Below are 21,930 nucleotides of genomic sequence, written 5' to 3' on the forward strand. Positions count from 1 at the left end.
ATTTTACTCTTCAGAGGATGAAGCTAGAGGGTTTTCCAGTGCGTGGAGATAACCATAGCGAGTTGTAGCAATAATATGTTCATCTGTAACGATTGGAGCGTGAGCTATTCCATATCGATCCAGATGAGTCCGGGCAACAAACTCACCCGTACTTTTATCTAGCCAGTGCAGATAACCCTCAAAGTCACCAACAACAATATAATCTTCGTTGTCTGCGGCACCTGTTGGCTTGCGATATAGCAACCCTTCCTGACTCCAAACCTGTTCACCGCTGATGCGATCACGAGCAACAATTTTACCTGTTGTTTCTACAAGATAAACGCGTGTTGCATCTACTAATAGCTCCTGAGTAACTGAAGTTTCCTCGCGCCATAAGTAGCGACCATTAGTTAAGTCCATTGCGATTGCATAACCATTAAAGCCAGCAGCATAAAGATAACTGGAATAAATAACTGGACTTGAGTCTACATCAACAATTCGAGAAATCTCAGAGCTGCCGCGAGGTGCAGAAATACGCTGTTCCCATAATAGATCTCCAGTGCGAATGTTAAAGGCCGCCATTTTGCCATTGGCAAATCCGCTAATAACAATGCCACTGGTTGCAACAGGTGCTGATGTTCCTCGCAAGGTTAAGTTAGGGATAATACGATCGTAGAACCACTCTTGTTTCTGGGTGGCTAGCGAGTAAGCAAAAATTCTGCCATCGGGCGTGCGAACCACTAAACGACCATCATCAATGGCAGGTTTTGCTAGCACCTCAGTAGTCACATCCACGTGCCACAACTTTTTGCCATCATTAACATCTAATACATGAACCTTGGCATCTTTGGTACCAACTGCTACAAGGCCAGCATTTGCCGTTACACCACCGGCTAAAGGTTCTTTTAGTTGCGTTTCCCAGACCAGGTCACCAGTTTTAAGATCAAAAGCTGAAATCAAACCTTTAACATCAGCCGTAATAACTTTATCTTCCCAGATTGCTGGTACTAAGCTGTTGAACTTACCGTCATCACCATCTCCAATAACTTCAACCCACGCTGACTCAATTGAGAACTTTTCTTCAATATCGTCCAGCTCTTTAGGTGGATTGACCACTTCATCGGAGCAAGCCACCAAAAAACTGATAGCAATCAATAAAGTGACTATTCGTTGTGTCCAACCAGAAATCATATAGTTATCCCGTTATTAGTATCAATTAGTTATCAATGCCAAACTCGCTAATGCGCATCTGAAGTAATGGACTAACTGCGCCATTACCCGCATCACGAGCTGCGATTAAGACACTTTTAGCTTCATCATTTTTACCTTGGGCAATCAGAGCTTCAGCCTTGACTAGTAAGGCGTTAGCTTTAAAAGCAGGCTCATCAATACTGTCTGCTGTTGCAATCGCATCGTTGAACTTTTCTAATTGAAGCTGAACTCGCGCTAATCGCAACTGTGCAATAGACTCAAAAGTATCGTTACTTTGGTCAACAACCCACTGTAATTGTTCCGCAGCTTCTTCAAATTTATTATCGTTGGCAAAAGTTTCTGCAAGTTTCATAGCCGCCAATGAAGCATAACTAGAGGCTGCATGTTCAGCTCTGATAGTTTCAACTTTGCTGACTAACTCAGAGTTATCTGACGAGCCCTGCTCACTTAGAGTTAAAATTTCAGAATAAGCCAAGGAGGCCAGCTCGCCTTGCCTTGCTTGATGTTCCTGATAATAGTTCCATCCAAACAAAACACCAAAACCGATAACGGCACCTAAAATAATCGCTGTGCCGTTTTCCTTCCAAAACTGTTTGATCGCTTCGACCTGTTGTTCTTCTGTTTCGTAAGCCACTGTCGGCCTCCTCAATAATTGCTCTAATTTAGATTAACTGTTTAGACCCGTTCTTTTATATAAGATACTGGTCAAGTAGCTGACAGACATCACGCTGTGATATCACCAACTGCTCTTTATGTTCACGTAGATATTTAACACCGACGGTGCCATCCTGAACTTCCTGCTCACCAATCACAAGTGCGATTTTTGCGCCACTTTTATCAGCACGTTTAAATTGCTTTTTGAAATTACCAGCACCACAGTTCATGCGCACTTTAATATCTGGCCATTGATCTCGTAGCTGTTCGGCTAGTTGCGTTGCAGTTAGTTCTGCTTGGTCACCCAGGGCTACCATATAGACATCAGCCAATGGAATTTCATCTGATTCCATTTCCTCAATCAAGGCAACGATTCTTTCAAGGCCCATGGCAAACCCACTGGCTGGTGTAGCATGACCACCCAGCTGTTCAGTCAGACCATCGTAGCGCCCACCAGCACATATGGTACCTTGCGCGCCAAGCTTATCTGTTATCCACTCAAATACGGTACGGTTATAATAATCCAGGCCACGAACCAGGTTGGTATTAATAGTATAAGGTATATTATTAGTATCCAAGATCTGACAAAGACGCTCAAAGTGTTGTTTAGATTCATCATCCAGATGGTCACTCAACTTTGGAGCATTTTTAACCAGTTTTTGCACATCAGGATTTTTGCTATCCAGAATGCGTAAAGGATTACTTTGCAAACGACGCAGGCTATCTTCGTCAAGCTGGTCTTTTATTGGTAACAGAAACTCAACCAGTTTATCTCTGTAATTAGCTCGGGCTTCATTGGAGCCCAAAGAGTTAATTTCGAGACGCACCGAATCATGTATGCCAATTTTTTTCCATAGACGAGCTGTCATTAAAATTAATTCAGCATCTACATCGGCAGTTCCTACACCAAAGGTTTCAACCCCGAGTTGATAAAACTGACGGTAGCGGCCTTTTTGTGGTCTCTCGTGGCGAAACATGGGGCCCATGTACCATAGGCGTTGCTCCTGATTATAAAGCAGACCATGCTCAATACCGGCGCGGACACAACTGGCTGTACCCTCAGGACGCAAAGTCAGGCTTTCGCCATTGCGATCTTCAAAGGTATACATCTCTTTTTCAACGATATCAGTAACTTCGCCGATTGATCGTTTGAATAGATGAGTCTTTTCAACAACTGGCATGCGAATTTCGCTGTAGCCATAGCTAGCCATCAGTTGTCTTAATACCGATTCTAATTTTTGCCAGTGAGGTGTTGAGTCAGGCAGGATATCATTCATGCCTCGGACTGCTTGTATTTTTTCCGCCAAAACTAACCTGGTTCCGTCAATTGAAAAATTGGATTAAAGTGCGAGATTATAGCGAATTTGGCGAAAAACAGTAGCTTTTTCCGCCAAACTCTTCTAATGGAAATGTGATTTTAACGAACTTGTGTGACAGGAACCTGTTCAGCACCTTTGGTGATTTCTTCGGTCTTTTCGCGCTTTTCGGCCAACTTGCGACGAATCTGCGCCTCCAGCTCGTCAACCAGTGCTTCATTTTCCACTTTATGACTTTTTTCGCCATTCTCATAAAGCATACTTTTCTTGAAGCCTCCGGTTAATCCGATAGTAACTTCCTTAGCTTCGCCTGGCCCATTAACTACACATCCAATGACTGCAACATCAATGTGCTCATTAACGTCTTCCAATCGTTGCTCCAGCTCATTGACTGTCTTGATCACATCAAACTGCTGGCGAGAACAAGATGGGCAGGCGATAAGGTTAATTCCTCGTTGACGCAGGCCAAGACTCTTTAAAATGTCATAGCCAACTTTGACTTCTTCAACTGGGTCAGCGGCTAAAGAAACCCGTATGGTGTCACCGATACCTTCTGCCAGTAGCATACCCAGTCCAACAGCGGACTTTACTGCACCTGAGCGGAAACTACCGGCTTCAGTAATGCCTAAATGTAATGGATTATCGATTTCTTTTGCCAGAATTCTGTAAGCGGATACAGTCATAAAGACATCAGAAGCTTTGAGGCTTATTTTATAGTCCTTGAAATTATGACGTTCCAGAATATCAATATGACGGTACGCTGACTCAACTAATGCTTCCGGGGTCGGCTCACCGTATTTCTCCTGCAAATCTTTCTCAAGAGAGCCAGCGTTAACACCGATACGAATAGGGATATTACGAGCTTTTGCCGCATCCACTACCGCTTTTACTCTTTCTTCGGAGCCAATATTACCTGGATTAATTCTTAAGCAATCAACACCATACTCCGCTACTTTGAGGGCGATGCGATAGTCAAAATGAATATCCGCCACCAATGGAACTGGAGATTGTTGTTTGATCAGCTTGAAAGCCTCGGCAGCCTTCATGGTGGGCACCGAAACCCGCACGATATCTGCACCCGTATCTGCCAAAGCACGAATTTGCGCTACCGTGGCATCTACATCACAGGTATCGGTATTGGTCATACTTTGTACAGCAATGGGGGCATCGCCACCAACTGGCACATTACCAACCATTATTTGACGCGATTTGCGTCGCTTAATCCATGATCGACCATTCATAATATTTCACATACAGGTTGTTGAATCTACTGGCAAAACACCGAAAGATTAGTTCCCCAGCGTCAATCGAGCAGCACGAGTATCCGGATAGCTCGATAAATCAACTGGTTCATTTTGATAGGACAATTGTACAGCAGAAGGCTTACCAAGTGTTAGTTCATAAGGTGTTGGACCAGACAAAGTCATCGATGTACCACCTTTTTTAATGCCAAGAGCAAGTACTTTACCATTAGCATCAGTAATTCTTACCCAGCAGTCATCTGTAAATACCAGCACCAACTTTCCATTGGAAGCCACCATTTCAGGCTGAGCACTATCTTTGGCAAGAGCTTCATTGGAAGCATCTTCCTTAAGATTTAAACTTTCAGATGACAATTCATTATCGGATAAGCTTACCTTCTGATCTTCTTGAACATTAATTAGCTCAGAGGTCTGCTCACCAATAGGTTGCGTGCTATCGTCTGCTGAGTCAGAAGTATTCTCGGAAATAGGTAATAAAAGTTCGCTATCGCCAGCCTCCGATATTGATTCAACCTGACCTTCTGAGCTATTTAAAGAGGAGGTGAGCTGCTGCCACACCTTTTTCTCAACTAATAAATAGTAAGCACCGAAAAGTAATATAAGAACAATTAGTGCGGTAAAGCTTTTAACCAGCCAGTTGCTTGAGTTGATTGGTTTCTCAAGCTCTATAGTCGCAAGCGACTGCTCAGCTTTTGTGAACAAATTGTTGCGCTTACAGAAGTTATCAAAGTTTTCGACAATATCATCGTCGTCCATCTTCAATAACTCTGCATAGTTACGTAAGTAACCGCGATAGAAGGTTGCAGGAAGATCAGAAGAATAATCATCGCTTTCTATAGCAATGACGGTCTGTCGGGTCAGTTTTAACTGCTGCATAACTTCTTCAATAGAAATTCCTGCAGCTTCTCTAGCCTGCTTTAACAGGCTACCAGGACTAAATTGAATTTCGTTGTCTGGAGTTTGATCAGTTTCTGACATTAATTATCTTATACTAATATATTCTTGAGCTTCATCAGAAGTCGGATAAAGCTCCATTAATTTCTCTCCATACCCACGCATGTTGCCACGTGCATCCAGGCTTTTTGCTATCTTATAACCCAACAATAGAGACTTCGCAGTTGGTTTTGTCTTCGCCTCAAAACGATACAAATAGGCTTCTGCTAAGCGGTGATTCTCAGTAACATAATTGACTTCTGCCATGCCATATAATGAACGAGCCAAATTAGGGTTATATGACAATGCTTTTTCAAAGTACTGTTTGGCAGGCTCAAATTTCTCGGCACGTATAGCGCAGAACCCTGCATTTTCATAGGCAGCCCCTACTGAAGTATAGTTTGGCTGCTCAACCGCTCTTAAAAAGTAACGAATTCCTTCATCGTACTTCTTGCGAGAATCACACAAAAAGACGCCATAAGCATTGAGGTAGTCCGCATTTCTTGGAGATTCTTTAATTGCCTTTTTGTAGTACTCTTCCGCTCTGTCATACTCATAAACAGTTTGATAGTAATAAGCTAAGCCATATAAAACATCCGGCATATCGGGTGCATGTTCGTATGCTTTTAGCAGATTATGTTTGGCCCATTCCATATGCCCAGCCTGCAAATACTGTAGGCCCAAAGATAAACGCTTAGCTGCAGCCTCTTTTGGCTCATATTTAGTACGTTGCTCAGCTCCATCCTTTGTCGCCACGCTAGTTGTTTCTCTGGTTGTAGTCTGACACCCAGCCAACATGACTACTAGAATAACCATCACCCACTTGGCATGCTTTGTCATTGCTTACTTCCTATCAATTTTTTATTGCTATTTATAATAAAAGTTTTACTCGGTAATTTCACGTTATGAGCTGATTTATTCAATAAATCAGGAAGTTGGACACAGTATAAGGCGCTTTAGTTCAGCGCCTTTAACAATTAATTAGCCAGATTTTCAACAACAATGTCCTTTTGGTATTGCTGACGACGTTGCTGACGTTTGGTTTTGTCATTGATCTTGCCAGCCAACTGACCGCATGCTGCATCAATATCATCGCCCCGAGTCCGTCGAGTCACTACAACATACCCTTTCTTGATTAAATAATCACTAAATAAATCAATAGCTTCCTGCGTCGAGGTCTGATAATTGGCTTGTGGGAATGGGTTAAATGGAATCAGGTTAATTTTACACGGCGTATTCTTCAATAGCTCAGCCAATTCTTTAGCATGCTTCAAGGTATCATTGACATCTTTCAACATCACATACTCAATCGTCACCTTGCGTGCGGCATTGGAGCGTTCCAGATAACGATGGACACTGGCCATAAGCTCTGAAATCGGGTACTTCTTATTAATAGGCACCAGCACATCACGTAATGGGTCATTAGGAGCATGCAGTGAAATAGCCAAGGCTACATCCACTTCATCGATCAAGCGGTCCAGTTGCGGTACCATCCCTGAAGTACTTAGAGTTACGCGACGTTTGGATAGCCCATAAGCCAGATCATCCATCATGATTTGCATGGATTTAACGACAGGATCAAAGTTTGCCAATGGCTCACCCATCCCCATCATAACGACGTTTGTCACTACCCGGTCATCGCTTTTATGCTTGCCATGCAGGTAGCGGGCAGCCAGCCAGACCTGTCCAATGATTTCTGCGGTAGTAAGGTTCCGGTTGAAGCCCTGGTAACCTGTAGAACAGAAAGTACACTCCAATGCGCAGCCGACTTGAGAGGAAACGCACAAAGTTCCACGATGGCGCTCTGGAATAAAGACCATTTCCACAGCCTGGCCGCCAGGTATTTTCAAAGCCCATTTGACCGTACCGTCTTTAGATTCTTGTACGCTAAGGACTTCAGGACCTTTGATTTCAGCAACTTCTTTCAGGCGCTCACGGCACACCTTGCTGATATTAGTCATTTCATCGAAATCTTCGACACCGAACTGATGAACCCACTTCATCACCTGCTGGGCACGGAATGGCTTTTCACCAAGTTCAACGAAGAACTCGACCATTTCATCGCGCGTCAGGTTGAGTAGATTGGTTTTTTCATTACTCATTACAGGACACCTTTACACGATTAATAACTAGAAGGGACTAGCTACAATCAAAATTTTGTACATTTTATGCGCAATTGCTATGAATAGCAAAGACACGCCTTTAAACAAAAGCTCTTATTAAAAAAGGGATGACATTATCATCCCTTTTCTATTTGTCTTACTAATCTCTTTATCGTTAAGAAAAAAATCACTCAGCCAACAAAGAAATTAAAAAAGCTACTAACTATTAAAAATTAGATATTTTGATTCAGTTCGCGGCGAAGCCTTTCGCGAGACTTGGAGTTAACAAATCGTTAATGAAACTCGAGCGAAAGGCTTTAACAAAGAAATGAACCAAAATAGCAATTTTTAACGAGTGCGAGGGCAAATCTCGTCAGCACTGAAGAAATAGTTGATTTCACGCTCAGCAGACTCTGGGCTATCTGAACCGTGGGCAGCGTTTTCATCTACAGATACTGCGTAATCTGCACGAATGGTACCGCGTAATGCTTCAGCAGGATTAGTTGCACCCATGATTTCACGGTTTGCTTTGATAGCGTTCTCGCCTTCTAGAACTTGAACCATTACTGGGCCAGAAGTCATGAAGTCAACCAAAGCACCAAAGAAAGGACGCTCTTTGTGTTCTGCGTAGAAGCCTTCAGCTTTCTCGCGTGAAAGGTGGATCATTTTTGCTGCAACGATGCGAAGACCAGCGCGCTCGAAACGGCTGTAGATTTCGCCAATAACATTTTTTGCAACTGCGTCTGGTTTTACGATAGAAAAAGTACGTTCGATAGCCATTTCGGACTCCATAAATATTCAGTCAAATGCTTCCTCAGCTATAAGTCAGCATTACAATAAGGATTCATAATAAAGGTTAAGGGGCTAGCACTTTGCCAACTTGGCTTTTGACTAACCCCTTAAAATCGCGCGCATTATACTGAATGTCTATTATTTGGGCAATGCGCAAGGCTTGATTTGTCGAGCTTTTGGGCCTAATGGTGGTGCATCATGTCATCAATATGCAATTGGCCTTCTGCTTCAAATGGAATTAACTGAAACAGCTCGTCTGACGCTTTCGTGGAAGTTTTTACTTCAATCTTTATTTTATAGGTACCTATATCCAGTGGGCTGCCAGATAAGTCCTTGAGCTCAAGACTGCCACCAAAACGCTCCTTCTGACCAGGTTGCAGGTTTATAGTCCGAAATGCCTGAGTGAACATACGGCCACTCGACCACTGACTCACAAGCTGGTCATTACGGTCATAAATATAAATATCGAACAACTGGCCACTGTTAAAAGTCAGTTCAACTGGCTCTGAGGTCTGATTGGTCAAAGTAATATATGCTTCGACACTATCAACTTCGTTAAGCATGACTGTTTCAGCCGGAAAAGTCGCTGAAACTTCAATGCCTTCATGTGCAGGATAATTCATGCCAGCCAGCTTAGCATACTCAAGTTCATAGTCCACCTCACCGGCAATGGTTAGCTCCGACCACTTAATCAGACCTGCCTCTTGTGAGAACCATGCCGATATCAAGCCTGCGTCATTACAGAAGCCATCGAAGTCAACTCGTACTACCGAACCAAAAGTTGCAGCCAAAGTGGTCATCGACTGACTTTTTTCAGCTACTATTGCGGACTGAGTACATGAATCAAGATTCACACTGTACCTTGTGCCAACAGGATCATTAAAATTAACCAACTTCACAGAACGGCTCTGTTCAGAAAGTGCTGAAATGAAGGTGTCAGTAGTTTTAAGCCACATCATCTCTTTTCCTAGATAATTACTTAATTGCTTCCACTGCGAGCTAAAACGCTCCGACAGCGCGATTGTTTGGCTTTTACCATGATTGGAAGTGAATTCTTTATAATCATTAAAGCTATCCAGTTCAGTAGCTTTAGCCATGCTGACAGCCATGATTGAAGTTGCGAAAAATACATTAATGATGTTGTTTTGTGTGTTCATAATATTACTCCTTTAACAATTAAATGGTGGTTGAAAACAACTCCATTCTGAGCAAAACACGAACAGCAACAAATGAATAAAACTACAGTTTCAAATCAATATTTTTAATAGATATCAATTAGTTATTAAGTTTCAAAACGTTAGAAAGGCTTGTCATACGGCTGTAAAATAATGAATAATTTGTGACAAATCAGATGTGACTTATGGTGTGAAACTGCGATGAATTTTATTTGATAAGCTTTTTTCAGTTTGGTTACCGGATGATGAAGTCGACACCAGTTTTACTTAGACGTATCGCGTTGGATCTGCGAACCCCTGCCCTACAAAACCCTGCTTGCGCAGACGGCAGGAGTCACAAACACCACAGGCCTTTCCATCATCGGTGGCCTTGTAGCAGGAAACTGTCTGACTGTAATCAACACCTAACTTCATACCTTCAGCAATGATTTGAGCTTTGGTGAGATTGATAAGCGGAGCTTCTATGGTGAGCTTCTGTCCCTCAACACCAGCTTTAGTGGCGAGATTAGCCATGGCCTCAAATGCCTTGATAAACTCAGGGCGACAATCGGGATAGCCGGAATAATCCACCGCATTAACTCCGATAAAGATATGATCAGCTTTTAGGACTTCTGCCCAACCCAAGGCAATTGATAAAAATACAGTATTACGAGCTGGAACATAGGTTACAGGAATCCCCTCTTCCAATCCTTCAGTGGGTACGTCAATAGAATGATCAGTTAGAGCAGAGCCACCAATTTGGCTCATATCGAGATTTACAACGATATGCTCTTTAGCATCCATTGATTCAGCAACTTTCTTGGCAGCATTGAGCTCAGCCAAACTGCGTTGGCCATAATTAAAACTCATCGCATAACAGTCATAGCCTTGCGATTTAGCAATCGCTAACGCTGTTGTGGAATCTAAGCCACCTGAAAGTAATACTACTGCTCGTTTGTTCATAATTATTTATCAACTAATACTGAAATCTAATATGGCGAAATTTCGTTTCATAGTTTGTGTTTCGCCACGCGGCGAGTTACTTTTCTTGAGTGGTCAAGAAAAGTAACCAAAAGAAGACCACCCCGTGATTGAGGTTTCGCTTCGCTCAACTCCCTTCGTCTCCGCCAAGCCACTTAACGCACCGTAAAATACGTTCCATCCCTGGCCCGAATTTTACTATTCAAAACATCCTGTTTTGAATTGCTATGTCTTGGCTACTACTCAGCTCAATCAAAAGGGGACTTTTGGTGCCCGCTGTTAGCCATTTAAAAACTTATCATATCAAGAAGCCACTAAGCACATATTAATCTTACGAGATTTCTACCTTCCCATATGCCGATTGGAAGGAGGGAAAATGCTCACTATGCGCGGCATTTAATCTGTAAAAAGAAGGAGCTTACTTTAGCTAAGTGACTTCTTTTTACAGATTGGATAACAAAGCAGATAAGTATTTTAGTCCTTCCAATCAGACGCCGGTGCGTTCACCCCAGATAAGCTTATGTAATTGAACCTGCATCCGAACCTTTAAACGGTCTTTCAATATCCACTCAGCCAGGTCAGCATACTCAACCTGCCCATAACTGGGCGAGAATAGAACTTCACATTTACTGGTAATATCGTACTGTTCGACCGTCATTTTGCACCATTCATAATCCTTTCTGCTGCAAATGACAAATTTAACCTGGTCAGTGGGCTTTAGATGCTCTATGTTGGAATAGAGGTTACGTGCCATTTCTTGTGAGTCAGGGGTTTTAAGATCCATGACAATCATCACTCGGGAGTCGAGTTCACTGATGTCATGCGCACCACCTGTTTCTGTTGAGACTTTGAACCCTTCATCACAGAGTAACTTGAAAAATTCGAACACTCTTTTTTGAGCTAACGGTTCGCCACCGGTAACACAGACATGCTCACAACCATATTGTTTAACCTCTGCCAGGATTTCCTCAAAAGTCATCCACTTCCCGCCACCAAAGGCGTAATCCGTATCACAATAGACGCAACGCAATGGGCAGCCTGTCAGGCGAACGAATACTGTCGGCACGCCAACGGTTAGGCTCTCACCCTGTAACGAGTGGAAAATCTCGGTAATGCGTAATTTACTCATGGAGTCAGCTCAAAATTCTGGCTAGAGGATAGAAATGGTGAAAATATGCGCGGATTGTAGCAAAAGCTGCCTATAAAGACAGCTTTTAGCTTTGATTTAGGACTTTATAGAGTATCCAGTTTGGCTTTAGCTAAACGGCCAGCAGTAGTATTTGGGAATAACTTACTGACTTGCTGATAAGTTGCTTTAGCTGCTGCTTTATCGCCTTTTAGCTCCTGAACCTGGGCAAGCTTTAACATTGCCTTATCTTTAATACTGGTTTCAGGAAACTTCTCATAGACAGACTTAAATTGCTTTTCAGCCTCAGGGTATTCTTTGTCGCTAAAATGTAATTGCCCCAATAGGTAATGAGCATTCGAAGCAAGAGGGTCTGTTGAGTAATCGGCAACGAAAGATTTAAACGCACTTTTAGCTTGCGGATACTTCTTTTCGTTAAATAAGGTAAAAGCCTGGTTGTAGGCCTGTTGAGCCCTTTCACTAGAGTTAGTTCCTGAACTTTCAGTCGAGCCAGAACTTAGCTCGTCAGTTTCGGAAGTGGAAAGCGCTGCGCCACCTTGCAGACGACGGTCAAGATCAAGATAGAGTTCCCGTTGCTGTTTAGTAAGCTGCTTAATTCGGTAATCCTGCTCTTCAACCTGTCCACGTAACTGGCGGACTTCTTGCTGGAGTTGATTCACTTGTAGGATCAACTCAGCCATAATTTGACTTTGTTGACTTGTTTGCTGTTGTTGGACTGCTGTAATGTCTCTGGCATCAACAACTGGTGCAGCGGCATTACTCACAGCCGAAGCTGTGAGTAATGTTGCACTCATAAGATTAAATACAACTTTTTTCATTACTGATATTTAATCTCTACTCGGCGGTTTTCTTGCCATGCTTCTTCGTTATGAGCTGGGTTAGCTGGAGCTTCTTCACCAAAGCTGATCACTTCAATGCTTGAATCAGAAACACCATAAGTTCTCATTAACTGAGCTACTGATTTTGCACGACGCTCACCCAATGCCAAGTTGTACTCTGGAGTACCGCGCTCATCAGCATGGCCTTCTAGTACAACACTTTTACCACTGCTTTGGATGTATTTAGCGTGAGCTTCTAGAAGTTCAACATACTCGCTGCGGATTGAGTCATCATCAAAGTCGAAGTAAACGACATTGTTTTCTAACAAAGCAGCAATACGTTGTCTTTCAGCTTCTTCAGCAGCGCGTTGACGTGCCAAGGCTTCAGCTTCAGCTTGTGCAGCTGCATCTTGTGCGCTTGTGTCAACTTGCTCTTCTTCTGGCTTAGTAGTGCTACAAGCAGCCAACGTCAAAGCAGCTGTAAGAGCTAGTAGTAATTGAACCGAACGTTTCATTGTTATCCTCCGGGATTGTTGTCACTGTTATTAACTTTATAAAATAAAAGGCGACCATGCTGGTGCTTTAACTTCCCCAACAGTAGCCGGTAGCCTTGCTTTAAAACGCCCATCCATTGAAACCGCGCTGAGAACTTTTTGCCCACCATCAACAGTAGAGAAAATAATCATACTGCCATTGGGTGCAAGTGATAGCGATTCGTCAAGAGTAGTTTTAGTTAAAACTGTCAGCTGACCTGTCGCTAAATCCTGAGCCGCGATATGGAAAGCACCATTGTTTTGATGAACCATAACAATAGTCTTACCATCTGGTGCAAACTCCGCACCTGCGTTATGTATACCCTCAAAGGTTACCCTTTCTACCTTATTATCTGCAAGTGTAATACGATAAATTTGTGGTCTACCTCCTCGATCTGAGGTAAAGATCAAACTTTTTCCGTCTGGAGCCCATGATGGCTCGGTATCAATCGAGTAATGTCGGGTAAGTCTTTGTAATCTTTTGGTTGTTAAATCGAGCAAATAAAGTTCTGGATTACCGTCTTTTGAAAGAACCACCACCATTTTTGAGCCATCTGGTGACCAGGCTGGTGCACTGTTGAAGCCTTTATAACTGGCTACTATTTCACGTTGTCCAGAAGCGATATCCTGCACCACAATTTCAGAGCGACCATTCTCAAAAGTTACATAACTTAATTGAGTGGCATCGGGTGACCAGGTTGGTGACATGATTGGGCTTCTTGATGCAAAAATACGTTTCGCATTAAAGCCATCACTGTCGGCAACAAATAACTGGTGCGGTCTTGGGTCTGCACGATTGACTTCAACATAGGCAATTTGTGTCGCAAAAGCGCCACGCTCTCCGGTCAATGCTTCATAAATTTCGTCGGCAGCAATATGCGCTCCCCAACGAAAATTGTCATTATCTACAATCTTGGTTTTAAGAACCATCAAGTGTGATGATGTTGGAATAATCGGGTAGCTTCCAGCTTCAATATCAGATGAAAAAATTGCCTTATCGTTGAACGGGTCAATCAGATCATAAGACACCATGTAGTTACCTGAAGCTGTCTGCGTCACAGTTCCGTATACAACACCGTCAACTCCCAGCTCACGCCACTGCTCAAGCTTTACATCCTCTATTGAATAAGGATGTTGCGGTAGCTTTGATACTTCAACAGGCTTAAATTTGCCGCTTCGCTCCAAATCACTTGCAATAATTCTTGCAAAGTCAAAAGGAGGCTGAGCCTGAACTTGTGATTCTGACTCAAACTTGAATGGGACAACTGCAACAGGGCGCGCATCGGAGCGGCCCTCGGTGATGTAAATCTGAATTTCAGCCTTGCTGGCCAAAGCCATAAGGCTGATGCTGATAATAACTATCGACTTTAAAATATGTTTCATGCTTTAGCCTTAATCTTTAATTTTTTAATGTCTTTTACTCTTAAGCTTCATTCTTTAAAGCTTGGGTCAAATACAATGGTCATTTCACGTAACTCATTCATCACTTCCGGATCATCTGATGATGGCAGAGGTGACGAACGCGTAATCGCGGCTTTACCGGTTTCACAGTAATCATAATCACCGCCTAAAGCTTCCGTTTGTAGCACTACGCCACCTGGCCCCATCGAAATTCGAATAGAACAAGCACCTGGTGCCTTAGGAGGATACCAATTACGCTTAATTTTTGCGGTAATTAATGCGGTCAACTTCTCAACTTCAGACATTATCTGTCCTTGCCGCACGGTGTCACGCTGCGCTTCAAAGAACTCATCATCAAGAGCAGCCATCTCTTCTTCAAGCTTTTTGAGCTCTTCCTGACGCTTTCTCTCAGCTTCAGCTTCTTTACGTTTACGCTCCTCTTCTTCTTTGCGCTTACGCTCAGCTTCTTCTTTCTTGCGCTTTTCTTCTTCCAGGCGCTTCTTCTCTTCAGCTTCTTGACGCTCCTTTTCTTCTAATTCTTTCTGCTTCTTTTCTTCCTCAAGCTTTTTCTGTTGTTCAAGTGCTAGCTGCTTCTGTTTTTCTTCTTCTAGCTTCTGTTGTTTTTGTTGTTCAAGCTTTCCCTGCTCTTGACGCTGTTTTTCAGCTTCAAGTCGCTTTTGTTCCTGCTCTTTTTCAAGCTGTTTTTTACGCTCTTCTTCCTTGCGTTTTTTTTCAGCTTCCTGCTGTTTCTTGATAGCGTTGGCATCCGGTTTTGGACGCTCAGGTGCAGTTACCAGCTGTGCATTAATAGGCGCATCCACATATTCATGCTTGACGTCGACCTCATCATCCCAGGCAAAATTAAATAACAACAATCCAATGACGATTACATGAACCGCAATGGAAAGTACTATTGGTACTATGTTTTTTTTGTCTGACACGAATCAATACCTGTTCGACATTAAAGTGGATTGGTCATTAAGCCAACATTCTCGACACCAAACTGTTGTCTTAATTGATCCATAAGCTCAACAATAGTTCCGTAAGGCACATTCCTATCACCTTTTATCATGATCGGTGAGTTAGGATAGTTTTGCTGTTCTTTGGCAATTACACTCATCAACTCCTCAAGAGTCATGTCACGAAACTGTCTTGAGCCAATATCCATGTGAAAAGATTCGTCTGCCTTGACTCCAACTACAAATGGCGTTGTTTCATCTGGCGAAATTGGCTCTGCATGAGCACTAGGTAACTCAACATCAATACCTGCTGTTATCAGGGGTGCAGTAATCATGAAAATAACCAACAACACCAGCATTACATCAATATAAGGTACGACGTTAATTTCAGCATTAGGACGTCGACGTTCTCTTCGAACCAATTGACTCATAATGACTCCTAGCTGTGCGCTTTACGGTGTAATACGCCCGAGAATTCCTCAAGGAAGTTCTCATACTGAGTTTCAATACGCTGCAAACGGTTAGTAAAACGGTTGTAAGCAATAACCGCAGGAATTGCTGCAAACAAGCCCATTGCCGTTGCAATCAAAGCTTCCGCAATACCTGGCGCAACCATTGCCAACGTGGCCTGCTTGACCGAACCCAAGGCGATAAAAGAGTTCATGATGCCCCACACAGTACCAAATAGACCGATATAAGGTGTAACCGAACCAACGGTTGCCAAAAACGCCAAGTTGCGCTCAAGCTTTTCAACCTCACGGCTATGAGCTACGCGCATGGCTCTATGAGTTCCGTCCATCACAGCTTCTGGGCTGACGCCACTTTGCTGGCGCAAGCGCATAAACTCACGGTAACCCGCCTGAAATAACGATTCCAGACCGGATACCGGCTTTTGACGCTGTGATAAGTCAGTGGATAGCTTGCTGAGATCAATGCCAGACCAGAAACGATCTTCGAATTTTTTACTTTCTCGGGCGGCGCTATTCAGGACGCTTGAGCGCTGGAAAATCATTGCCCAGGAAATAACCGATATTAATAACAACAGAACCATAATGGCCTGTACCGGAATACTGGCATGTAAAAACAGATTAGCAATCGACATCGGGTCGTCAGATGTTGATAGAACTGCAGTCGTTGTTTCAGCACCAGTCACGAGCTATCTCCTCTTTTAAATAGTCAGGCATGGCAGCAGGTTTCATGGTTTTCATATCAACGCAAGCCACGCGTATAGTTGCTTTATTCACTAATAATTGTTGTTCATCGTCAGTGACAATTTCCTGTTCAAAAATCACACTGGTTCTGCGAACACTGGCGATTCTGGTTTTGATCAGAAGCTTGTCATTAAAACGTGCAGGTAGGAGGTATTTGGCATCCACATGAGCAACTGCAAAAGCTAAGCCCTTGTCGATTAAGATATCCTGTTCCCACCCCAAAGAACGAAGCCATTCAGTACGACCACGCTCATAAAACCTTAAATAATTGGCGTAAAACACTACGCCCGCCACATCAGTGTCTTCGTAGTAGACTCTAACGGGCCAAATAAATTCACGCACACTCATCAGTTTTGCGACTCTGTATTATAACGATTGAATTTGTAAAAAGTGTTAATAGGATCTCGAAAAAGTTGCAGGCTCATTGGCAAGTTTGCCTTATTTATTGGGTAAATTAATCAAACAAGTCGGGATCTTGCGGGATAATCTCAAAATGCTGATAAGCAAGCTTGGTGGCAATTCGGCCACGAGGTGTTCGCTGAATAAAGCCCTGCTGAATCAAAAATGGCTCCAGCACCTCATCAATCGTATCACGCTCTTCGCCAATGGCTGCAGCCAGCGTATCCAACCCAACAGGACCTCCGGCAAACTTTTCGATGATGGTTAGTAATAACTTACGATCCATCATATCGAAACCTTTATGGTCAACATCGAGCATATCCAGCGCGCGATCAGAAATCTGCTGGGTAATCACGCCATCGGATTTAATTTCTGCATAATCTCGAACCCGTCTTAACAGACGATTGGCAATCCTTGGCGTACCGCGAGAGCGACGGGCAATTTCAAGCGCGCCCTTCTCTTCAATCGGCAATTCCAGAATGCGCGCAGAGCGCATCACAATATGGGTTAAATCTTTTAAGTTATAAAATTCCAGCCTTTGTACAATGCCAAAACGATCACGCAGCGGCGAGGTCAGAAGGCCTGCACGAGTGGTAGCTCCAACCAGAGTAAAAGGTGGTAAATCAATCTTTATCGAGCGTGCCGCAGGACCTTCGCCAATCATAATATCCAGCTGATAGTCTTCCATCGCCGGATAGAGCACTTCTTCAACGTGTGGACTTAAGCGATGAATCTCATCAATGAAGAGCACATCATTGGGCTCAAGATTGGTCAGCATAGCTGCCAGATCACCGGCTTTTTCCAAAACGGGGCCAGAAGTGTGTTTAATACCCACACCCATTTCATTGGCGATAATATTGGAAAGCGTTGTTTTACCTAAACCGGGGGGGCCAAAGATGAGCACATGGTCCAAAGCTTCCTGACGCTTTTTGGCAGCGCCAAGAAAAATTTCCATCTGTTCGCGGACTTTTTCCTGTCCAACGTATTCGTCTAAGGTCGTCGGACGAATAGCACGATCAAACTGATCTTCGTCAGCAAACTCGGATGGTGTAATAATGCGGTCATGCTCAATCATGGCATTTCGTGCAAAGGCACTAGGGATATATAACGTGAAGCTAGTCTACCAAGTGTCTGTAATTTATGGAACCACGCCATAAGCGATTTCCATAATTGGTCATAATTCAATTAAATCGCCTGCTCCAGCTGATCTTGCAGCTCCAGCCACTCTTCTTCGGTTTGCTCTAACTTGGCTGTCACTTCCGAATATTCGGCAGTCAACTCTACCAGTTTTGATTTGTTGCTTTCGTCATACAGACTCTGGTCAGCCATAACGTCATCCAGCTCAGCTTTGCGCTTTTGTAGGTCGTCTAACTGCTGTTCCAGTTTTTTCAACTTGTTCTTCAGAGGTTGTAACTGTTTACGTTTTTCAGCGTCAATGCGGCGCTGTTCTTTTCGCGATAGCTCGTTGTCTGAGCTATCAGAGCTAGCAACTTCTTGCTGAATAGTTTGAGCTTGCCCTGCTTTTTTCTGTTGCAAAGTATCTTCCAGAGACCAGCGCGCATAATCATCCAGATCACCTTTGAAAGGCTCAACTTTGCCATCAGCTACCAGATAGAGGTCATCACAGACGGTTCTAAGCATGTGGCGATCGTGTGAAACCAGCACCATAGCTCCCTCAAAACTCTGGAATGCCATGGTCATTGCCAGACGCATTTCGAGATCCAAATGGTTGGTCGGCTCATCCAGAAGCAAGAGATTGGGTTTTGAATAAACCAGCATGGCCAATACCAGCCGTGCTTTCTCACCACCTGAAAATGGTGCCACCGGCTCCAGCGCCTTGTCTCCATTAAAGTCAAATCCACCGAGGAAGTTACGCAATTCCTGTTCAGTAGCATCAGGATAATCACGTTGCAAATGTTGCAAAGGTGACATTTGTGGATGCAACTGCTCCAACTGATGCTGTGCGAAGTAACCTATCTTGAGCGTCTTAGCCAAAACCTTTTCACCCGCCAGCAACGCCAGCTCTCCAGCGAGTACTTTAATCAGAGTCGATTTACCGGCACCATTTTTACCCAGCAGACCAATCCGATCGCCCGGCATCAAAGAAAAGCCAACACCGGACAGCACCTTTTTGACGCCCTCTTCCATCTGATAACCCGCGTCGGCAGATTTCAGTTGTAGCAAAGGGCTCGGCAAATGACCCAGCTCAGGGAACTCAAAATGAAACGGTGAATCAACATGTGCTGGAGCAATCTTCTCCATTCGTTCTAAAGCCTTTAAGCGGCTCTGCGCCTGCTTGGCCTTCGAGGCCTTAGCTTTAAAACGATCAACGAAGGATTGCATGTGTGAAATTTCTTTCTGTTGACGTTCGAATTGCGCCTGCTGTTGAGCCAGCTGCTCAGCACGTTGAATTTCAAAGTCAGAGTAATTACCACTGTATAGAGTGACTTTTTCCTGCTCGATATGGGCAATTCGATTAATGGTGCGGTCAAGAAAGTCACGGTCATGAGAAATCAGCAAGACTGCGCCCTGATAGGCCTTGAGCCAGTTTTCCAGCCAGATTACCGCTTCCATGTCCAGGTGGTTCGTTGGCTCATCCAGCAACAACAGGTTTGAGCGACACATCAGCGCCTGAGCCAAATTAAGTCGCATCCGCCAGCCACCAGAAAAGCTCGACACCGGCAATTGCTCCTGCTCGGCATTAAAACCCAGACCATGCATTAAAGCGCCGGCACGAGCTCGTGCCGAATAACCATTAATCTCATCTAGCTTTTGATGTAGTTTTGCCACACGCTGGCCATCAGCATCATTATGGTCACCCTTGGCAGCCTTCTCTTCCAAACGAGTCAGCTCCGCTTCAATCGCGCACAATTCCTCATCACCCTGCAACACATATTCTAATGCAGGCGTTTCCACTGACGGTGTTTCCTGGCGCACGCTAGAAATGGTAATGCCACCCGCCATCGAGAAATTCCCGGCGTCTTCCTCAAGCTCACCACGAATCAAAGCAAACAGCGACGACTTACCCGTACCGTTAGCCCCCGTCACCCCCACCTTGTCGCGAGGATTAATGATGAAACTGGCATTCTCAAATAAGACTTTTTTGCCACGGCGCAGCGCCATGTTCTCGAAAAACAGCATGGAAATAGTGATTGGTCAAAAGTGCAGCCATTATATCGGTTCGCAAAAGCAGTACAATCAGAATTGGCGAAGATACCAATATCGGCTCAAGCTTTGATTTCCTTTGATGCAAAGGTTTTGCTAGTATCGGTACAGTCGAATAATACCGGCCAGTATCTCTTAGGCAGAGCCGACAATAGGGCTATCGGCGCGTTAAAACTTGTCGAAAAAACAAAGCAACCTAAAGAAACCCATTCATTACTATTTTGTATATTAGAGGTAAGAAATGAACCCAATATTCCGAGTTATTAGTATCTTCTTCGTTTCGATCAGTTTGATTGGATGTGCTGGGTTAGGGAGCATGAAGGAAGTTGAGTTCCAAACAACTTCAAGTCCAGATAAATCTACTGTTAACATTGTTAGAAGGGCTGTTTTTTTAGGGGATGGGGCCAAAGTTGAAGTATGGGACGGAGACAAGTTTATTGGAACCCTAAGTGCTAGTAATCTTTTGCAATATCAGGCAGAACCCGGTGAGCATACCTTCATGGTATACGTTCAAGGTTCTTGGGGAGCTGCTAAAGGTCAATTAAAACCTGGTAAAACTTACTACCTAAAATTTAATATGCCCTGGGGAGGAGGCGTGCATTTAGGAGTGGCAGAGTCAACTGATTCTAGAATACCCGAATGGAATACAATGACTACTGTAACGATAGATAATGCATCACAAAAAGACATACCAGAGAAATATATTCTTGAAGCAAGAGAGATCCTGCAAAGAGTAGAAGACGGAAGCAAAGATGCAACCCCAATAACTGATAAAAATGCACTCTAAAAATAACTTATAGTTCATTTAGTTGTGACTATGTCAGGATGAGTTAATGAGTTTTGATAAGGATAAATACATGAAAACCAAAATTTGGATAATATTAATAATTACTACCCTTGCAGCCGCTTATTTTTACACCTACCCAAAGGATACGGTGTTAATTAAAGCTGAAGTTACACAAAGCCAAATCAAAGAATCTGTATTACAAAATGATATCGAAACGACTGAACCTTCAGCCAGGGAATCAGAAGAAGCCCCTAAAAAGGACTCAACGGTTGAGACTACCAATTCAGAGCCTACTCAAAATACCGACCAAGACATTGTTAAATTAATAGACTCGCTCGAAAAAAACGGAGCCCTTGATTCGAATGAAATATTTAAATTAATGTCTGCTCCTAAAGCCTTCGACCAGGCTCTATATAAATTGGAAGAGTCTTACTATGAGCCAGAGTACAGTTATGAAACCAAGGTCAAGTATCAACATTTCTTTAACACCAGTCCGTTTCATCTTCAGGGCAAAGCACAGCTCAATAATTTGCAGTGCTCTCCTAAAATGTGTCTGGCAAAAATTGAGGGGGTAAAAAAAGAGCAAGTTATTGAGTACTCTCAGAGTCTCCAGTCGAAGGATTTACCGATTAATGCTCTCGCAATAAGTTCAAGTGAAAGTCATGCACTCCTTGCTTTCTCCACGGATCCTGAGGTTAATACAATTATGATGCGAAAAGAAAGCGATGAATAAAGCCACCCTCCAAAACACCCCATGAAATAGGTTACGACATGAAAACCAATACTATAAGAACTACCTACTGGATTATCGCTGCCCTTCTGATGCTGAGCGCGGCGACCGCCAATCAATTCAGTAATCAATTTATCTGGACTAAATTCGATTTTTTGGTATTTGGCATTATGTTGCTTGCTGCTGGCTTGGCGATTGAGCTGGTGCTTCATTTTGCCCATAATCCAAGATATCGATTAGGACTTATCGGCACCGTTGTCGTTGCATTCTTATTAGTTTGGGCCGAGTTAGCGGTCGGAATTTTCCATTAAGTAATATCATTTCCGTTTGGTTAAGTTATGCTGGAGTTACACTTTACTGGGCCTGCGTCTAGGTGATGCCAACCTATAGTTATA

23 protein-coding genes are annotated in these 21,930 nt (G+C 43.4%); 3 read left to right on the forward strand and 20 right to left on the reverse strand.

Annotated features, from left to right (window positions below; genetic code table 11):
* Window positions 1–3: 3 nt before the first annotated feature.
* The 20 genes from bamB to CW740_RS08650 form a co-directional block, all read right to left on the reverse strand.
* A complete protein-coding gene (bamB, locus tag CW740_RS08555; RefSeq protein ID WP_106647112.1) occupies window positions 4–1,170 on the reverse strand; it encodes an outer membrane protein assembly factor BamB in 1,167 nt (388 codons plus the stop codon).
* A gap of 25 nt (window positions 1,171–1,195) precedes the next feature.
* Window positions 1,196–1,825, reverse strand: a complete 630-nt coding sequence (locus CW740_RS08560) for a YfgM family protein (protein WP_106647113.1) — start codon at window positions 1,823–1,825, stop codon at window positions 1,196–1,198.
* Between the two features lie 55 nt (window positions 1,826–1,880).
* Window positions 1,881–3,152 carry a histidine--tRNA ligase gene (hisS, locus tag CW740_RS08565; protein ID WP_106647114.1) on the reverse strand — a complete coding sequence of 424 codons (1,272 nt, stop codon included), beginning with the start codon at window positions 3,150–3,152 and terminating at the stop codon, window positions 1,881–1,883.
* A gap of 110 nt (window positions 3,153–3,262) precedes the next feature.
* Entirely contained in the window at window positions 3,263–4,402 is a 1,140-nt protein-coding gene (ispG, locus tag CW740_RS08570; protein ID WP_026309265.1) for a flavodoxin-dependent (E)-4-hydroxy-3-methylbut-2-enyl-diphosphate synthase, read from the reverse strand.
* Between the two features lie 48 nt (window positions 4,403–4,450).
* Window positions 4,451–5,401 (reverse strand): RodZ domain-containing protein, encoded by a 951-nt coding sequence (locus CW740_RS08575; protein ID WP_106647115.1) that lies wholly within the window; start codon window positions 5,399–5,401, stop codon window positions 4,451–4,453.
* 3 nt (window positions 5,402–5,404) lie between these two features.
* On the reverse strand, window positions 5,405–6,196 hold the full coding sequence (gene pilW, locus CW740_RS08580) for a type IV pilus biogenesis/stability protein PilW (RefSeq protein ID WP_106647116.1): 792 nt from the start codon (window positions 6,194–6,196) through the stop codon (window positions 5,405–5,407).
* A gap of 137 nt (window positions 6,197–6,333) precedes the next feature.
* Entirely contained in the window at window positions 6,334–7,458 is a 1,125-nt protein-coding gene (gene rlmN, locus CW740_RS08585) for a 23S rRNA (adenine(2503)-C(2))-methyltransferase RlmN (RefSeq protein ID WP_106647117.1), read from the reverse strand.
* A 348-nt stretch (window positions 7,459–7,806) separates the two neighbouring features.
* A complete protein-coding gene (gene ndk, locus CW740_RS08590) occupies window positions 7,807–8,238 on the reverse strand; it encodes a nucleoside-diphosphate kinase (RefSeq protein ID WP_106647118.1) in 432 nt (143 codons plus the stop codon).
* Between the two features lie 194 nt (window positions 8,239–8,432).
* A complete protein-coding gene (locus CW740_RS08595; protein ID WP_106647119.1) occupies window positions 8,433–9,407 on the reverse strand; it encodes a BsuPI-related putative proteinase inhibitor in 975 nt (324 codons plus the stop codon).
* A gap of 285 nt (window positions 9,408–9,692) precedes the next feature.
* Window positions 9,693–10,367, reverse strand: coding sequence for a 7-cyano-7-deazaguanine synthase QueC (queC, locus tag CW740_RS08600; protein WP_106647120.1), 675 nt, complete (start codon window positions 10,365–10,367; stop codon window positions 9,693–9,695).
* A gap of 505 nt (window positions 10,368–10,872) precedes the next feature.
* Window positions 10,873–11,514 carry a 7-carboxy-7-deazaguanine synthase QueE gene (gene queE / locus CW740_RS08605; RefSeq protein WP_106647121.1) on the reverse strand — a complete coding sequence of 214 codons (642 nt, stop codon included), beginning with the start codon at window positions 11,512–11,514 and terminating at the stop codon, window positions 10,873–10,875.
* Window positions 11,515–11,618: 104 nt separating this feature from the next.
* Window positions 11,619–12,350, reverse strand: a complete 732-nt coding sequence (gene ybgF / locus CW740_RS08610) for a tol-pal system protein YbgF (RefSeq protein WP_106647122.1) — start codon at window positions 12,348–12,350, stop codon at window positions 11,619–11,621.
* Window positions 12,350–12,865, reverse strand: a complete 516-nt coding sequence (gene pal, locus CW740_RS08615) for a peptidoglycan-associated lipoprotein Pal (RefSeq protein ID WP_106647123.1) — start codon at window positions 12,863–12,865, stop codon at window positions 12,350–12,352. Before pal ends, ybgF begins: the two co-directional genes overlap by 1 nt.
* A gap of 36 nt (window positions 12,866–12,901) precedes the next feature.
* The gene (tolB, locus tag CW740_RS08620; RefSeq protein WP_106647124.1) at window positions 12,902–14,266 is read right to left on the reverse strand and encodes a Tol-Pal system beta propeller repeat protein TolB; all 1,365 of its coding nucleotides are present in this window, start codon (window positions 14,264–14,266) and stop codon (window positions 12,902–12,904) included.
* A 47-nt stretch (window positions 14,267–14,313) separates the two neighbouring features.
* On the reverse strand, window positions 14,314–15,225 hold the full coding sequence (tolA, locus tag CW740_RS08625; protein ID WP_106647125.1) for a cell envelope integrity protein TolA: 912 nt from the start codon (window positions 15,223–15,225) through the stop codon (window positions 14,314–14,316).
* A gap of 20 nt (window positions 15,226–15,245) precedes the next feature.
* The gene (tolR, locus tag CW740_RS08630) at window positions 15,246–15,674 is read right to left on the reverse strand and encodes a protein TolR (protein WP_106647126.1); all 429 of its coding nucleotides are present in this window, start codon (window positions 15,672–15,674) and stop codon (window positions 15,246–15,248) included.
* 8 nt (window positions 15,675–15,682) lie between these two features.
* Entirely contained in the window at window positions 15,683–16,396 is a 714-nt protein-coding gene (gene tolQ / locus CW740_RS08635; protein WP_106647127.1) for a protein TolQ, read from the reverse strand.
* Window positions 16,383–16,802 carry a tol-pal system-associated acyl-CoA thioesterase gene (ybgC, locus tag CW740_RS08640; RefSeq protein ID WP_106647128.1) on the reverse strand — a complete coding sequence of 140 codons (420 nt, stop codon included), beginning with the start codon at window positions 16,800–16,802 and terminating at the stop codon, window positions 16,383–16,385. The genes tolQ and ybgC overlap by 14 nt, the downstream gene beginning before the upstream one ends.
* A gap of 106 nt (window positions 16,803–16,908) precedes the next feature.
* Window positions 16,909–17,928, reverse strand: a complete 1,020-nt coding sequence (gene ruvB / locus CW740_RS08645) for a Holliday junction branch migration DNA helicase RuvB (protein ID WP_106647129.1) — start codon at window positions 17,926–17,928, stop codon at window positions 16,909–16,911.
* Between the two features lie 110 nt (window positions 17,929–18,038).
* Window positions 18,039–19,994 carry an ATP-binding cassette domain-containing protein gene (locus CW740_RS08650; protein ID WP_106647130.1) on the reverse strand — a complete coding sequence of 652 codons (1,956 nt, stop codon included), beginning with the start codon at window positions 19,992–19,994 and terminating at the stop codon, window positions 18,039–18,041.
* 340 nt (window positions 19,995–20,334) lie between these two features.
* On the opposite strand from CW740_RS08650, the gene CW740_RS08655 reads away from it, so the two are divergent.
* The 3 genes from CW740_RS08655 to CW740_RS08665 are packed head-to-tail and all read left to right on the forward strand — an operon-like array spanning window position 20,335 to window position 21,846.
* Window positions 20,335–20,805: a hypothetical protein gene (locus CW740_RS08655; protein ID WP_227523826.1), complete on the forward strand. Its 471-nt coding sequence runs from the start codon at window positions 20,335–20,337 to the stop codon at window positions 20,803–20,805.
* 46 nt (window positions 20,806–20,851) lie between these two features.
* A complete protein-coding gene (locus CW740_RS08660) occupies window positions 20,852–21,538 on the forward strand; it encodes a hypothetical protein (RefSeq protein WP_227523827.1) in 687 nt (228 codons plus the stop codon).
* 38 nt (window positions 21,539–21,576) lie between these two features.
* Window positions 21,577–21,846, forward strand: coding sequence for a hypothetical protein (locus tag CW740_RS08665; RefSeq protein WP_106647132.1), 270 nt, complete (start codon window positions 21,577–21,579; stop codon window positions 21,844–21,846).
* Window positions 21,847–21,930: the final 84 nt, after the last annotated feature.

This window comes from Kangiella profundi (assembly GCF_002838765.1).
GTDB classification, from domain to species: Bacteria; Pseudomonadota; Gammaproteobacteria; order Enterobacterales; family Kangiellaceae; genus Kangiella; species Kangiella profundi.

Coding starts and splice junctions, on each gene's coding strand:
- bamB (WP_106647112.1), bottom strand. CDS start 1,170: ATGATTTCTGGTTGGACACAACGAATAGTCACTTTATTGATTGCTATC.
- ispG (WP_026309265.1), bottom strand. CDS start 4,402: ATGAATGGTCGATCATGGATTAAGCGACGCAAATCGCGTCAAATAATG.
- CW740_RS08575 (WP_106647115.1), bottom strand. CDS start 5,401: ATGTCAGAAACTGATCAAACTCCAGACAACGAAATTCAATTTAGTCCT.
- pilW (WP_106647116.1), bottom strand. CDS start 6,196: ATGACAAAGCATGCCAAGTGGGTGATGGTTATTCTAGTAGTCATGTTG.
- rlmN (WP_106647117.1), bottom strand. CDS start 7,458: ATGAGTAATGAAAAAACCAATCTACTCAACCTGACGCGCGATGAAATG.
- ndk (WP_106647118.1), bottom strand. CDS start 8,238: ATGGCTATCGAACGTACTTTTTCTATCGTAAAACCAGACGCAGTTGCA.
- CW740_RS08595 (WP_106647119.1), bottom strand. CDS start 9,407: ATGAACACACAAAACAACATCATTAATGTATTTTTCGCAACTTCAATC.
- queC (WP_106647120.1), bottom strand. CDS start 10,367: ATGAACAAACGAGCAGTAGTATTACTTTCAGGTGGCTTAGATTCCACA.
- queE (WP_106647121.1), bottom strand. CDS start 11,514: ATGAGTAAATTACGCATTACCGAGATTTTCCACTCGTTACAGGGTGAG.
- ybgF (WP_106647122.1), bottom strand. CDS start 12,350: ATGAAAAAAGTTGTATTTAATCTTATGAGTGCAACATTACTCACAGCT.
- pal (WP_106647123.1), bottom strand. CDS start 12,865: ATGAAACGTTCGGTTCAATTACTACTAGCTCTTACAGCTGCTTTGACG.
- tolB (WP_106647124.1), bottom strand. CDS start 14,266: ATGAAACATATTTTAAAGTCGATAGTTATTATCAGCATCAGCCTTATG.
- tolR (WP_106647126.1), bottom strand. CDS start 15,674: ATGAGTCAATTGGTTCGAAGAGAACGTCGACGTCCTAATGCTGAAATT.
- ybgC (WP_106647128.1), bottom strand. CDS start 16,802: ATGAGTGTGCGTGAATTTATTTGGCCCGTTAGAGTCTACTACGAAGAC.
- ruvB (WP_106647129.1), bottom strand. CDS start 17,928: ATGATTGAGCATGACCGCATTATTACACCATCCGAGTTTGCTGACGAA.
- CW740_RS08650 (WP_106647130.1), bottom strand. CDS start 19,994: ATGCTGTTTTTCGAGAACATGGCGCTGCGCCGTGGCAAAAAAGTCTTA.
- CW740_RS08655 (WP_227523826.1), top strand. CDS start 20,335: ATGAAGGAAGTTGAGTTCCAAACAACTTCAAGTCCAGATAAATCTACT.
- CW740_RS08660 (WP_227523827.1), top strand. CDS start 20,852: ATGAGTTTTGATAAGGATAAATACATGAAAACCAAAATTTGGATAATA.
- CW740_RS08665 (WP_106647132.1), top strand. CDS start 21,577: ATGAAAACCAATACTATAAGAACTACCTACTGGATTATCGCTGCCCTT.